General features: G+C 33.9%; 10 protein-coding genes. 2 read left to right on the forward strand and 8 right to left on the reverse strand.

From position 1 onward, the window contains the following. Positions 1-20: 20 nt before the first annotated feature. From NH26_RS09275 to NH26_RS09285, 3 genes are all read right to left on the reverse strand, one after another. Entirely contained in the window at positions 21-1,124 is a 1,104-nt protein-coding gene (locus NH26_RS09275) for an Mrp/NBP35 family ATP-binding protein (RefSeq protein WP_044221470.1), read from the reverse strand. A gap of 241 nt (positions 1,125-1,365) precedes the next feature. Further along, complete coding sequence (locus NH26_RS09280; protein WP_044221467.1) at positions 1,366-3,264, reverse strand: helix-turn-helix domain-containing protein; 1,899 nt, start codon at positions 3,262-3,264, stop codon at positions 1,366-1,368. 197 nt (positions 3,265-3,461) lie between these two features. Further along, positions 3,462-9,479 (reverse strand): starch-binding protein, encoded by a 6,018-nt coding sequence (locus tag NH26_RS09285; RefSeq protein WP_158021911.1) that lies wholly within the window; start codon positions 9,477-9,479, stop codon positions 3,462-3,464. Positions 9,480-9,731: 252 nt separating this feature from the next. Here NH26_RS09285 and NH26_RS09290 point away from each other — a divergent pair, with 252 nt between their 5' ends. Continuing rightward, the gene (locus NH26_RS09290; protein WP_044221466.1) at positions 9,732-10,592 is read left to right on the forward strand and encodes an NAD(P)H-binding protein; all 861 of its coding nucleotides are present in this window, start codon (positions 9,732-9,734) and stop codon (positions 10,590-10,592) included. Between the two features lie 254 nt (positions 10,593-10,846). Here NH26_RS09290 and NH26_RS09295 read toward each other — a convergent pair whose 3' ends face one another. Continuing rightward, positions 10,847-11,719 (reverse strand): fructosamine kinase family protein, encoded by an 873-nt coding sequence (locus NH26_RS09295; RefSeq protein ID WP_044221463.1) that lies wholly within the window; start codon positions 11,717-11,719, stop codon positions 10,847-10,849. A 100-nt stretch (positions 11,720-11,819) separates the two neighbouring features. On the opposite strand from NH26_RS09295, the gene NH26_RS09300 reads away from it, so the two are divergent. Further along, positions 11,820-12,557, forward strand: a complete 738-nt coding sequence (locus tag NH26_RS09300) for a porin family protein (protein ID WP_052431920.1) — start codon at positions 11,820-11,822, stop codon at positions 12,555-12,557. A gap of 75 nt (positions 12,558-12,632) precedes the next feature. Here NH26_RS09300 and NH26_RS09305 read toward each other — a convergent pair whose 3' ends face one another. From NH26_RS09305 to yidD, 4 genes are all read right to left on the reverse strand, one after another. Then, the gene (locus tag NH26_RS09305; RefSeq protein ID WP_084812116.1) at positions 12,633-13,952 is read right to left on the reverse strand and encodes a tetratricopeptide repeat protein; all 1,320 of its coding nucleotides are present in this window, start codon (positions 13,950-13,952) and stop codon (positions 12,633-12,635) included. 148 nt (positions 13,953-14,100) lie between these two features. After that, the gene (locus NH26_RS09310; RefSeq protein WP_139262960.1) at positions 14,101-14,586 is read right to left on the reverse strand and encodes a sugar 3,4-ketoisomerase; all 486 of its coding nucleotides are present in this window, start codon (positions 14,584-14,586) and stop codon (positions 14,101-14,103) included. A gap of 20 nt (positions 14,587-14,606) precedes the next feature. Then, complete coding sequence (locus tag NH26_RS09315) at positions 14,607-15,713, reverse strand: C1 family peptidase (protein ID WP_052431919.1); 1,107 nt, start codon at positions 15,711-15,713, stop codon at positions 14,607-14,609. 102 nt (positions 15,714-15,815) lie between these two features. Beyond that, positions 15,816-16,037, reverse strand: coding sequence for a membrane protein insertion efficiency factor YidD (gene yidD, locus NH26_RS09320; RefSeq protein WP_044221451.1), 222 nt, complete (start codon positions 16,035-16,037; stop codon positions 15,816-15,818). Positions 16,038-16,058 lie beyond the last annotated feature (21 nt).

Here is a 16,058-nt window from a genome sequence, read left to right on the forward strand (position 1 = left end):
AGGGATGTTAATTTCTTAAATTATTCCCAAGTCTTTATTTCGACTCTATCCGTTTCCGGTAATTCTGCATTTCTAATGGCTACATTTCTTGCTAATTCCTCAGCAATTGTTGTGAATGCATCGCCTGCTGGGTTATCAGCTTCCATAACTACAGGTACACCATCATCTCCACCTTCTCTTACACTTTGTACCAATGGTATCTCTCCTAAGAAAGGAACTTCGTATCTTCTAGCAAAAGTCTTTCCTCCATCTTGACCAAACAAATAGTATTTATTATCTGGAAGTTCAGCCGGAGTAAAGTAAGCCATATTCTCAACTACACCCAAAATAGGAACATTAACGTCTTTAGACGCAAACATTTTATATCCTCTAACTGCATCTGCAAGAGCTACTTTTTGAGGAGTTGTTACAATTACAGCTCCAGTTACCTTTGCTGTTTGTACTAACGATAAATGAATATCTCCAGTTCCCGGAGGAAGGTCGATTAATAAATAATCCAACTCTCCCCAATCAGTATCCATAAAGAACTGACGGATTGCAGAAGAAGCCATTGGACCTCTCCAAACTACAGCATTATCTGGTGACGTTAAGAAACCAATTGAAAGTAATTTTACTCCATATTTTTCAATTGGAATAATTACATTCTTGCCGTCTCTAACAACAACACCTGGCTGTGCATTTTCTACATTAAACATTGTTGGAATAGACGGACCGTAAACATCCGCATCCATCACCCCTACTGTTGCTCCAGACTCTGCCAAAGCAAGTGCTAGGTTTGCTGTCACTGTTGATTTACCAACACCACCTTTACCAGAAGATATAGCAATCACGTTTTTCACACCTGGCAATACAGGTCCTTTTTGTTGAATAGAAGTTACTTCTGCAGTCATATTAACTGTAATTTCAAGATCTTCAGAACAATCTCTTTTGATTGCATCTTCACATCTTTGACGGATCAACTCTTTCAACGGACAAGCAGGAGTAGTTAGTACTACTGTAAAAGATACCTTGTTACCTTCTACCTCAACATCACGAATCATGTTTAGTGTAACTAAATCCTTCTTTAAATCCGGTTCCTCTACTGTAGAGAGTGCCTTTAATATATCTTCTTGCGTGAAACTCATGCTGTTTGTTTAAGCCAATGATTATGTTGGACAAAATTAATACAAAACTAATTTTAATCCTTATGTTTATTTGGATTAATTTTGAATTTGTATCTGTTTAAACAACAATTAACCAAAATATATGTTTATTCCTGTTGATATTATCAATAGAAATTGATGTTTTTGATCAATTTAAAGAAAAAACACCCACCTTTTTTCAGTTAAAAGGTAGGTGTTCAAAAAGTTATCAACAATTTGATGTTTACATCAATTGCTTTTCCTTATTAAAATATTGTGTAGGTGTTTGTCCTGTTTCTTTTTTAAACGCTCTATTAAAAGCTGTTTTTGAATTAAAACCAACATTATAAGCGTGACCTAAATAAGTAAATTCCTGCTTTTCATCGGAGTATACTTCCTTTATAAAAGCTTCGACTCTATAGGCGTTTACAAAATCATAGAAGTTTTTATTGTAGCCTTCGTTGATCACTTTAGATAAATCATGAGTATTTGTATCTAATTCTTTGGCTAATTCTGGAAGGGTTAATCTAGGGTTAGTGAATAATATCTTAGTGGTCATCATCTCCCCTAATTGTTTTTTCACCTCTAATAACTCTTTCGAAAGCCCTTCTTGTACATCAATATTTTGAGTATTTACTGGAGAAACAACGCCTTCTTCAGGTACTTTGTAGGTAGTTTTTAATTCGGACACTCTTAACATTTCTGGTTGATTCATCGCATAGTACCCCATCATAAATGAAACTCCAGCAATAATAAACCACATCACATCAATTAAAAACTCAATCAATGGTAAGGTTTCTAAATCGAAAACTAAACCAATACCTCCACCAATGTAAAGAACTCCCCAAATAGTCAGGCAAACTAGATAAACGGTGAGTACAACATTTAAATAATTCAAATTTCTATCTTCTGATAAAAAAGCTGCACTTTCCTCTTCTTGTTCTCTAATAAGATTTCTACATTTCCACCAATAATAACCAGAAAAGAGTAAACCTACTCCTCCAACTAATTGATAAAACCATGCATATTTAAAATTAATTACTGACTCTATAAATGCATCTTTGGGCATGGCAATCATAGGAGTATAGATTAAAAGCTGTATCATAAAAGGAGACAACCTTTTAAAGTAATCTTTAATATCGATACTTTCTTTTATGGTTAGTGACTTGATGTACAAATAGAATAATGGCCCATATAAGAAAAATAACATCTCTGGAAATAAATATAATTTAGGTGCCGCATTAAAGATTTCTCTATAAAAAGTACCTACTCTACATATTATCGCTATTGATGTTAAAAATATCAATGTGATTAGAACCACATTGGCCTTTCTGTTATTTTCTTGTATTCCAAAAATTGATATTATTAATAGTAAGCCTTGAAATGCTCCAAGAAGTAATAAAAACATGTAAGGAGTCATAGTATTACCTGATAAATCTTCCCATGAATTTACTTTCACTTCTGACATCCATCCATCCTCTTCCATATTAAAAACACGGTTATGAATAGCTCGACCATTATCTCTACCCTCTACAGACTCCCAACTTCCTCTTGTTATTTTATATTCTAATTTTTTTAAACCCAATGGTAACGATAGATAATACTTTCCATCAGGATGTTTAGACATTTTACTCTCAGGATCTCTCGGGTTCCAATTATTAAAATCCCCTGCCACAAATAAAGTAGCATCATAAGGTGTTTCTTCAGGAATCGAATTGACAGTAATTTTCAGTCTATTCAAATATCGTTTGGCCATATCTTGCCACGACATAATCACGACATCTATTTGCTGAGGACCCTCTGGGTCATACCATCGATTTTGCTTGATTTCACCTATATCATTTCCTTCTACTTCTAGCCAAGTTCCTCTAGTAAATTTATATTGAAAAGGTTTATCTCTTTTTTGTAAAGTGATAAAAAACTCTCCATTTGCATTTTTCTTTAATTGAAAATTCTCATCACTTGGATTCCAATTATTGTAGGAGGTGACCAGAAAAACCTCTGTATCTTTAGGTGTATAATCTGGTAAATGTTTAATTGTAATCGTGATATGATCAGAAGCAAATAAGGAAAAGCTAAATAATAATAATATAAAAGTTAGCCTTCCTGTTATTAAAGTTGAATTGCTGGTAATAATTCTCATACGCATCTGTTAGTAAAAAAAATGTTGAGTGGACAGTAGATTGAACCTTCATATAGTTATCAAGATCAAAAAAGTGTCCTATTTTAACTCTATTTTATCTAAAAAAAAAGATTTAGATATAAAAAAATAAGCCTAAAGTAAGCTTATTTTAGAAAAAGTAAGAGTGTACAGTAAAACTGTACACTCTTGTATATCAATTAGTTTTTATAAATTTTCCTGATTAGTATCTGATTATCTACTTGAATTTTTAGAATATACATTCCAGAAGATAACCCTTGAGCATTCATTTCAACTTTCTGATGCCCCAATTCTAACATTTTCACTTCACTATGATGTACTTTACCATTAAGATCAAACAATGAAATCATTGCTTTTGATTCATGATCTATAGTATAATCAACGGTGAATGACGTATTTACAATTGTAGGATATACTGAAAGCTGTAATTGATCTTCTAAATCAATCAATCTACTACCACTCATCTCTGGATTACTATCATACCAAGTCCCATCTTTATACCATCCTTCTTTATTTCTATTGAGGTCTGAAGTTTGAGCTCCGCTACCATTATGAAATAACAAGTTAGATGATGATGCACCCTCAATTGTGTATTGATACCATCCATTCCCTTCATCAATCATGTTCTCTCCTGGCCAATTTGATGATGTGCCATTTGAAGTATTCCAATAATGAATCTTGGTACTGTTTCCCCATCCACTTTTAAAATGAACTGTTAAACCTGTTGGCTGTGGAGGTTTTGAATCATACCAAACACCATTCTTAAACCAACCTTCTTTATCTCTAGATAAGTCTGCTGATTGAAAACCTGCATTGTTATGAAATAATAAACTGATAGATGATACGCTTGATGGAAATTCATAATAATACCATCCTTCTGCTTCTCCTGCTCCTTCTGTCATACTCACTCCTGGCCAAGTAGTACTTTGATAAGCACCTACTGGAGAAGCATTCCAATAATGTATCAAAGGATTACTTACACCTTGGAAATACACTCTAAAACCACCTGTAAATGGTACAACCGTATACATGGTTGAAACTATATCAGAAGTATTATTAGCTTCATCTACAGCATAAGCTTTGATTACATGATCTCCTTCTGTTGTTAATGTAAGGTCAATACTACCTGATGCACTTGCAGATGATTCTGTTGGAGCACTTCCATCTACTGTATAATAAATAGTTGGAGAAGTAGTTACATTATCTGTAGCAGTGATCGTTACTGTTCCTTGACCATCAAATGTAGTAGAAGGGGTCATACCAAGACTTGGCTTAACAGTATCAGGACCGATTTCTACCCATTGTCCATTTTCATAACCTTTTCCTTCATTTCCACATGTAGTTAAATCTGCAGTTTGACCTCCTCCGTTATTAGAGAAGATGACATTCGAACATGTTCCTCCAGAAACCGTTACTTTTTTCCATCCTGTGCCTACTTCTGAAGCATCTTCTAAAGTAACGCCAGGCCATTCCACTGGGGTAGGTACAGTTACAGTTCCATTTTCTTCAACTTCCCAATAATAAGCATGAGTATATCCTTTTACATAAATAGTAAAAAGAGTTTCATCTTTAAAGGTATACGTTGTGGTAGCTACTTCAGAAGCTCCTGCTGAATTAAATGCAATAGCTTTTACTGTTTTCACATCACCATCATTACCATTCAACACAAAATTACCTGTGTATTCTTGGCTTGACATAGTTGGAGTACTTCCGTCCGTAGTGTATTTTATTTCTCCATCAAAAGTAGCTGTAATACTTACTGATAAATCTCCAATAGGATAACTTCCTGTACTTGGATTAATACTTACTACTGGCTTAGGATCTGTTGGACACTCCCCAGGACATTGATCATACCATTGCCCATCTTTATACCAACCATCTTTAGTTCTTGTAAGGTCGTCTGATTGCTCACCTCCATTATGATTAAAGACAATACCAGTAGAAAGTGCGTTAATGGTTATGTGATACCAATTACTTCCTGGAATTTGATTCATTGGGACGCCTGGCCACGCAGTATCTTCGGTAATACCAACAGGAGTAGCATCAAAGTGATGGATATTGGCAGAAGACCAAGAGCTTGGCTTGTATAAATAGACATTAATGGGGTCAATAGCTCCGACTTGATACTTCTCTTCCCCCATTAAACTTGTTATACCATTATTATTTAAGCCTACAGCTTTTACAGTAGTTGTAGAAGTAACTGTAAATGTTGTGTCTTGTCCATTTACTTTAATCCAATTTAGATAATTATCTTCTGTTTCATTTTCATCAAAAGTAATGTATAAAGCAGGTGATGGATCTTCTTTATCTGTGACAGATATATCAACTAAAACACTATTCTCATCATAGATACCTTTAGTCATACTTACTTTAGGACGAATTATTGGCACGTAGTTAATATCTTCCAGCAAGATAATCCCTTCTGCATCTGCAGTAAATACTACTTTTCCATTTTCAACAATATCCATTGCTCCAGAGTATCTATCAAATATAGAATCACCATCTGCAAAGTAATTTTTCACATCAAAAGTAACTTGACCTGAAGCTCCGATAGCAACAATTACTCTATCATAAATTTCTTTAGTATCATTACTATAATCACGAACAAAAGTATAAGGAGCATCTCCAATTTTTTGATGAGAACCCGCTCCAACCGCTGGGTGATCTCTACGGAATGTCCCTAACTTCTTCCATACTTCATGCTGAGATTGATTGAAGTTCCCCCAGTTCATATCTGAACGAGTATTTTGTTCTTCATCACTCCACGATCCTTCAGGACGACCTGATTCATCTCCATAAAAAATCTGAATACCACCTGGTAATAATAAGAAACCTGGTGCTGCTGATTGAAGACTATTTCTATCAAATAATGGAACTACATCATGTGAAGATAAGTAACTCAATGAGTTCCATGATGGGTCATCATTAATAGTCGCGTATTCTGAATACAATGATTCTAATGATGATGCATCTCTACTAGAAACACGTGCATCATTTTTTAAACCAAAATTGATTACCGAATTAAAACCACCATCAGAATGATATTCTGATTTATTTTTTCCATGTCCCCAAACCTCTGCAGTCATCCAGAAGTCTTCATCATCCATTGCTTTATTTGGATTTTCAGCTTTCCAATCCTTCAATGCTTGTACTGCATATTGTTTTAACCTTGCCCATCTATCCAACTCTACATGTTTTGCAGTATCTACTCTGAAACCATCGATACCATATTTTCTAATCCAATCAGTCAACCAAAAAATCATATAGTTAGATACTACTCTTGGCAAACCTGTTTCATTAAAGAATACATCCAATTCGGCTTGTTTCTGTGATAATGTTCCTTCTTGTGTCCATTTATTTACTAAGATTGGAGGAATTCCAACAGTACTTACATCCTCTGTTTTTAAATCAGGAAGGAAACCAACACAATTTTCAATTCCACCACCAGAAGAACATCCATCATAACCATCGATGTCCGGATGACGCATCCAATCTGGCCCCCAATAATTGCTTAGCCAAGATCCACCGCTATTATAGTCTACAAATTTCTCATGATAAGAGTGCCACGACTCTCCTCCTGAAGGCTGCCATGATCTCCAAGCTTGATCTACAGAACCATAATTATATTGTTCCATATCTTGCATGGTCACATAACCTGTATGGTTCATCACTACATCTACCACTACACGAATACCACGACTATGTGCTTCATCAATAAATTCAACAAAATCGTTTTCAGTACCCATGTTTTTATCTATTTCCGTCCAGTCCATAGCATAATAACCATGGTAACCATAATGTCTAAAAGATCCATCAGAAGATCCTCCAACCCATCCGTGCATTTGCTCTACAGGTGAAGTAATCCAAATTGCATTCACACCAATTGACTCGAAATATCCTTCTCTCAATTTTGCTGTCATACCTTTTAGATCACCTCCGTGGAATTCACCTGCAGAAGAATCGTCAGTATAATCTTGTCCGTTACCGTTTTTTCCTCTCCCGTAAGAATTATTATTTGATGCATCTCCATCATAGAATCGGTCTGTCATTGTAAAATAGACCGTTGCATTATCCCATGTAAATTGAGATTTTTTAGCGGGAGTATCGACTACAATTACAGTATCATCATCAATAATGATATTTTTGGTGTAAGTCGCAGAGACTACTTCAGAGCTTTTTGCGTTCAGTGTTGCAAATGCTTTTACAGTAGCTGTTTCTGTGATTACTATTGGTTGATTGTAAACCGTAGATTGATTTGTTGGATCCGTACCGTCTGTTGTGTAATAAACAATAGCATTCTCTGTAGCTGATAATGTAACTGATATTTCATTATCGAAATTAGTTGACACTGGAGAAATAGATGCTATTACCTCTGGGTCATTATTATCAGGACAATCAATAGTACAAGTAGTCGCTACCACTCCTTCTCTGTACCATGAGCTGCCAGTAATTGTAATATCCTCCGCTTGATTTCCATTAAAATCATGAAATACAAAATTGGAAGATTCTGTACCAGGAAGGCTTACCTCATACCAATTTTGTGTACCTGCAACTTTTGTCATTATCTTTCCAGGCCATTCTGAATCCTCAACAACACCAGCAGGAACAGCACTCCAATGATGAGCGTATAAAGTTCCCCAACCATTTGGCTTATAAACATAAACCTTCATTTCAGGAACAGCTTCACCTATATAATAAGTACGTTCATCTCTCCCTATGTTACCTGCACTGTCAAATGACTTAGCAATAACAGTAACTGTACTGCTAACTGTAAATGGGGCTGTATATAAAGAAGACGATTGATTAGGTTCTGAACCATCCAATGTATAATAAACGGGTAGTACACCATCTCTATCATCATCAGAAGAAATACTTACAGTTATAGTAGAGTCTGATTGAATAATATCATTAGGAGAAATACTAACCATTGGTTCTTGATCAATATCTTGTTTACTCCAAATAGAATAATTTAAACCATCCGATTGTAAAATCCACCCTGCCCCAGAAGGAGACCAAGAAGTATTCCCTAGTCGAACAGCTACACTATTATCAACTATTGCAGCATAACCATTACCATCTGCTTGTTGAATATTTACTGTACTATTATTATGGATACCATTTGCTTTTCTAATAGCAACCATCTTAGAGATATCGTCATATAAGCCATACTCAAACATATGAGAATAGAAAATCATAGGATTTCCTGCATGCGTTAAAATGTATGCATATCCTTGTAAAATTTGAGAATTTGAAGAAGGATCATTAGGAAATGCTGTACCACCATGATCTGCTTGTCTTACTGGTTCTGTATCATGGTTTTCTAAGAAAGTAACTGCATTTTGAGGCCATACTCCTGCTACACCTGGCATCTTACCACCATTATTTAACGCTCCATAATTACCATTAACAGCATCATGAAGAGTAAACTTTAATGGAAAATCAAAAGCTGTAGAAGTTTGTTGAGTTCCATCCATCCAATTTACAATAGCTTGTGTATCGTTAGTCCAGTTTTCACCAATCGAGATGTACGGGTTAGTCGCATTATTATATTCTGCAAAATACTCAGCACCGAATCCATGAACAAAATCATATCTCCAACCAGAATATCCTACATCATTAATTAGCCAGTTCATCCAATCCTTAATTGCTTGCCTTGTTTCAAAATCTCTATGATTAATATCTCTAGCAGCACTATAAGGTGTACCAGTATCTTGATCGCCACAACCTTGACCTGGGAATTGTTGGTTTACCTCATCGTCAGAGGTAATCGCATTACAGCCTAAAGTTGGTTCACAGAAATCTGCCCAACCTGTACAGCCTACACGATGGTTAATTACGATATCAGCGATCGAAATTATTCCTTCATTATTTAAAGAAGTAATTAAGGCACGTAATTCTTGTTCGGTACCATATTTAGAATTTAAATCATACCATTTTCTAGGTAAGTACCCTGCTCTATCGGCAGCATCAGACGAAGGAGGTAACCACACTCCATCAATATTAGCAGATTTTATGGCAGGTACCTGTGATTGTAGGTTCAACCACCATGTGGGGTCAGTCTCATCTGCAGATTCCCAATGGAATCCTTGCAGGTACACTTCAGTACCATCAGCTTGTTGTGCAAAAGCAAACTGCACATTAAAGCACAACAGCACACCTCCTAAATATAGGAGGAAATTAGTTAGTGTTTTTTTCATTTTCATTTCATTTAAAAAAGTGTAGAGAGAACACTTTTGATTAGTTTCCATTCAATGTAGGTAGGCTGAAAAGAAGTATCGCACCACTTAAAAAAAATGATGTTCTCGTTAAAGAGAAACGTACCACATAATAAATCGGCACTTTAAAAAACATTGATATTAGTATCAAAAAACAATAAATGATAGGAATCGTTGTACTTAAGGTTTTCAATTGATAACTTGATTTTAAAATCAAATACCAAACAAACTATTATGGGTTTCTCAGAAATTAAAACGGTAAGTGTTATTGGAGCTGGTTGGTTAGGGCTTCCTCTTATTGAAAAGCTACTTGAAAATGGTTATCAAGTGAAAGCTAGTACAACCACTGAATCAAAAATATTGAAATTGCGTACTATGGGAGTGAAGGCTTACAACTTAAACTTCTCGCCTACTTGTGCCGATATGGATCAATTAAATGATCTTTTAGCTACTGATGCTGTTGTTATTTGTATTCCGCCAAGGTTTAGACAACATCAATTACAGGCCTATCACGCTGAACAAATCAAAGTAATAAAAGATGCTATTGAGAGTTTACCTGTAAATAAAGTGATCTACACGAGTTCCACTGGAGTTTACGAAAATTCTAATACAGAAATTAATGAAAATTCTCCTACATCAACTTCACCAAAAGCTAAATCAATTTTATTAGCAGAAGAAGTTTTGAGAATTAATACAGATTTAGACGCGACTATTCTTAGACTTGGTGGTTTAATGGGGTATGATCGTATTCCTGCGAAGTATGTCAATGGTAAAAAGAATTTAAACTATGGTGACATTCCGGTGAATTATGTTTTCCGTGATGATGTTATTAGAGCAATTATTTCCATCTTGGATATCAATGATCATAATAGCTGGAATAAAGTTTTCAACTTGGTAGCTCCTGAGCATCCTCCAAAGAGATTGGTTTATTCAGAATCTGTAAAGTATGGTAATTTCACTTTACCTACATTTGATGATCCTAATTCTCCTCCTCCATTCAAGATTATCAATAGTGATAAAATTAAAAGTAAGATCGGTTTCGAATTCAGTTTTCCTAACCCTCTAGATTTTAAATATGATACATTGGTAGATTAGGTGTATCAACCTCATAAAAAATAAAAGAAACTTACCTTAAAAAAGTAAGTTTCTCTCCCCTTAACAATTAAACCAAATAATCTTTAAATTTCTTTATGTAACCTTTCTTCATTTTGAAGCATAACATTGGAGGTAGGCCCTAGATGCTTTTCTAATAAGCATACCTAAAAGTACATTAGAATTTATTTACATTTGATTTATTTCGGTTAAGACGTATATTTTTTCGATAAACTTCCAATATGTATCGATAAATATTAAATATCTGCAATTTTACTCAAAACCTCTTCTATTTCAGACAGATAGCTCTTCCCGAAAAGGTTTAAATGTACCATTAAAGGATATAAATTATAGATTGGTATACGTTCTTTAATGCCTTCTTTCCAAGGGTAAGCTTCGTTATAAGCCTCAAAAAATGTATCATCAAATCCTCCAAATAAAGTAGTAAAAGCTATTTCTGCTTCACGATGACCATAATACACGGCAGGGTCAATTAAACATGGCTCTCCCAATGCACCCACCATGGTATTGCCACTCCATAAGTCACCATGCAATAAAGAAGGTGGTTCTTTAGGAAAAAAGTCTTTCAACTTATCCTTTAAATTAAATATTTTATCCAAATGGGATTGTTGGAGGTAATTATTTTGAACCGCCATTTCATATTGTGGAATTATTCTTTGATGAATAAAAAAATCCAACCAATCCTCAGTTTCATTATTAAATTGAGGTAGCTTCCCAATAAAATTATGGTATTGTAATCCAAATGTAGTATTGGTATGTTGGTGCATTTCTGCCAATTGTTGTCCCATAACTTCCCAGTAATCATGACCTGATCTACTACTATCAATATGTTCCATCAATAAATACACTCCTTCTTCATAAGTACCAATACCAAGAAGTCTAGGGACAGTAAAATTTGAGTGATTTCTCAAAAGGTTTAATCCTTTTTCTTCAACCTCAAAAAACCGAGTATTATGATTTGAATTATATTTGATAAAAAACGCTCCTTTATTGGTTGTGAGTTTAATTGACTCATTAATACAACCACCCGTAATGTTTGAAGTGTCCTTTAATTGAACATCATTTCCGAGGTGCTTCTTTAATATTTCTTGATAAAAGTGATCAGACATTGATAATATCAATAATTAATTACAATGGAATTACTACAATAATGACGAATATAATAATTTGATAATTATCTTTACCTATTCAAAATTTGATTTACCATATATGAATAACATATATAGAAATATATTTTTCTCTTTCATTTTAGTGATTTCATCATTTCAGATCACTATTGCACAGAAAAACTTATTAGATCCTCCAAGAATAGCAGTTGGTATTAAAGCGGGTGCATATTCTTCTGCAGTAGGTTTTACAACAGAACCAATTAGTCAAAGTCCAGTACTTGCTCCAACTTTTGGTATGATGTTTAAATATAATGCTGAAAAGTTTTTTGGTCTTCAAGTAGAAGTGAATCATATCACTGCAGGGTGGGGAGAATTTAATCAAGAGGATTTTACAGAAACTGTCTATACTAGAAAGTTGAATTATATTTCTATGCCTGTTCTCACCAATATTTATTTAGGCAAAAAGAACTTTCAATTTGTTATTCTGGTAGGCCCGCAGTTTGATTACAATATTGGGGAATCTAAAGAAGTCATTACCACTTTAGATCATCAACGATATGATTATTATGAGCGTGAAGCCAATCCTTTTGTAGTATCAATAGCAGGAGGCGCTGGAATAAACTTGCTGACCAAAATTGGGCACTTTCAAGTAGAGGGTCGTTTCTCTGCAAGTATGACTGATGTTCTTAAGGCTAAAAGTAGATCTGATACCAATAGAACAGTCTCTACTGTGGGAGGGTTAACGTTCTCTTATATATTACCTATTAGTGGATGGAAGCCGAAACCTGCTGCAAATGACGGGGTAAAAAATAAAAGTGATTGGGAAGTGAGAGATTAAAAATTTCCTTTAACATAAAAAAGAGAGGCCTTTGTTTTATTACAAAGACCTCTCTTTTTATTTATTGCAATTAGACTACATATTATTTTTGCTAATATCTATATAACCTAATACATCATCTGCTGCTATTTTAAATGTCTTATCTAGTTTTGCACTTTTAAAAGAGTTAGTAGCAACACTATAATCCTTAGCTTTCAATGCTGTGATACCTAAAGTAAAATAATATTTTGACTTAGTTTTCACATCTAAACCATTATATTTTACTAATTCTTGTAACACTTCTTCTGCCTTATCTAATTTATGCAATTTAAAGTAAGCCACTGCCTTGGTGTATTTTACATGATAATTATACTCATCGTAAAACAAAGCTGAATCACAAGACGCTATCGCATCATGATATAGTTCAGAAGATAACTGCCAATTAGCAATCTCATTATATATTTTAGATTTTTGATACTTATCAGTTATTTTGGATACCATCATCTCCGCTTTATCAATTTGCTCTGACTTATCCGAAGTTACTTTGGCAATTTTTATTTGTAACTCATGTGCTTTGACATTAGAGTTATCTTGCTTTAAAGCATCGAATAATAAATCACTAGATTTATCAAAATCATAAATTTGATAATAACATACTGCTATCCAATATTTATATTCTGGAGTAAGCTTAGCTACTAATTTTTTATATGAGCCGTAATTTGCTTTATCAATTACATCATTTAAAGCCGCATATTCTTCTAAATTATAATATGCGTATCCTAACTCATAATAAAAACGAGCCAATTGTTTTTCATTATTAGGAGCAATCTCTAAAGCTTTTTTAATTTCTTTGACCGCACTTTCATAATTTCCTTTCATATTGTACAACTTACCTGAATAGTAAAGTGCTATGAAATTTTGATCAGTTAAAGACAATACATCATTTATGTGAGAGCGTATCTTATCATATTGTTTCTCTTTAAAGAGAATCATTATAATTTGATTTTTCGCATTGATTCTTTGGCTTTTACTGCTATTAGAAAGATACTTAAATGACTGGTCGAAGTAATGTACTGCCTGTTCGAAATAATCTTTACGCAAGTACAACCTTGCCAATTGATAGTTCATGAAACCATTTTCAGGAAAATGTCTCAAGCCCTTCTCAAAGGTATCGATAGCGTTATTAAACTGCTTTACAGTTACCTGACACTTCGCTTTCATCAAATAAAATTGTTCTTGGGTAGAATCATAGCGAATTGCTAAAGAATACTCATCAATTGCTTCTGAGTACTTATTCGCTTTTCTATTATTTTCCGCTAAAACAAAATAGGCAGATGCTTTGCTCGTTTGAGCAAAAACCTGACTTGAAATCTGAAGAGCAAGAATCGGTAACAATATTTTTAGTAGTGACCTCATCTAATAAAAAATGTAGTTCCGAGTTTAGTTATTGAAGTTAATAATTCAATAGCTGTAATATACAAAAATCACTTAGCAAAATACAGTGTAAAGAACTAAGTGACTCTTAACCTTTTATCATAAGGCTCAAATTTTATTCCAATTCTGACTACTCATTAAAAAATTTCTCATCAGAATAATCTCTTTGCAACCAATTGACCATATCGTTTTCATAATCATTTGGATCATATTCAGTGGAAGCCATAGTAAGACAAACCGCATTTTTATTAAAATACAATGTTCTCCAAGCATTAGGCGGCAAATATAAACCTTGACAAGGATTATCGAGGATATAAACTTTTCTATTCATGTCGTCTAATACCACTTCTATTTCTATTGTACCGGAAACGGCAACAATAACCTCTTCAGTTTCTTTATGCGCATGATTTCCTCTTACTGTATCTTTAGTACCTCCGTTAGTCCAAAATACTCGCTTTATTGAAAAAGGAATTTGTTTATTTTCGGTAACAGGAGTTAAAAAACCCATTGTATGAGAACCATGTTCTTCAATTTCGATTATTCGGGGTTTTTTATTGACCCAACGTTTCTTATTTAATGTCATCTTATTTTCCACACTAATCTGTTGCTCTACCAATTCTATTTTAAGACATGGAATTATATTAAACCAATTTTCTTTTTAATGTCATTAGGTATTGCATCTTTATGCACCATAATTGACACGGTTTTTAGTTTAACATAACTCTCAGACATATATAGGTAACCTCCGAAATCATTGGATTCTGCACCCCATGAATTTTTTGTTACGTAATAAATCGAACCATTATCATCTTTAACTATACCAACAATGTGCATTAAATGATCATCTGTTGTTGTGTAATTATCAAAAGTCTTCTGTCGTAATGCTGATGTTACTTCAATTTCCTTACCATCTTTCTCTTCTATTGTTGCTCTTCCTTCTTTATGAGAAAAAGCCTTTTCTGAGACATCTCCATCCCAAGTTAGAGAATAGCCTTTTTCTAAAGCTATTTCCATTACTTTTTGTAGATCATTTAATGGCAGGTTATAATAAATCCCATTCGACCAATTATCAGGAATCTCTAATACTACAGGAGAATAGTCTTTAAATGATGAATAAGAAGTAAGTTCTATATAATCGTCTGGATTAAAATCCATTTTATTGGCAAACTCTTGAGGAGTAAACGATTTTCCGTCAATATTGAATTCAACAGGTGTCGTACCCATATAAGCATCCAATACAGCATCTAAAGCATTATCCCATTTATCAGATATAGAACGTTTAGCTGAAAGAGTTTTCAACATACTTTCCATTACTCCAAATAATTCCTGATGATCATATGGTCCTTTATCTCCATTCTTACCATCGTAAACAGCATTTGGTACAAACCCTTTTTCACGAACGATATTCATCACATCATGTGCTAAGCCACCTTCTCCGAATTGAGTTTTACCGTGCCTGCTTATATATTTTTTTGCCTTTATCGGATAAGTATTTCTCACAAAATACATTTCTGAGATATCAAACTCACCTTTACCCATTCTCATTAATTCAGACTCAATGAAAGATGTAGTAGAAAAGCTCCAACATGTCCCTGTTCTCCCCTGACTTTTAACAGGAGATGTTTTGACTTGATTGACTATTTTATATTCATTTCCATCAGTAATTTTTTCTTGAGCAAATACTGTTAATGTTGAAACGCCTGCAAGTAGTACTGATGCTAGTATATTTTTGATAGATAACATCTTAGTTAATTTATACTTTTAAGTTATTTATTCCTATTTCTGTAATAATGTCTTAAAAGTACAAAAACGAAGTGTTAATATCTAATTCTCTATTAAATTATGTTAAGGAACTGGATCGTAACCACTACCTCCCCAAGGATGACAACTTTTAATTCTTTTTAGTGCCAATTTACCTCCTTTGATTGGGCCATGTTTCTTTAAAGCTTGCACAGTGTACTCAGAACAAGTAGGAACATACCTACAAGATGAAGGTGTATAGGGAGAAATTAAAACCTGATAACCTCTTACTAAAAGAATCATCAGCTTTGATATAAACTTTACCATATTCGCATATTCGGTTATAAG

It is taken from the genome of Flammeovirga pacifica (assembly GCF_000807855.2).
Taxonomy (GTDB): Bacteria; Bacteroidota; Bacteroidia; order Cytophagales; family Flammeovirgaceae; genus Flammeovirga; species Flammeovirga pacifica.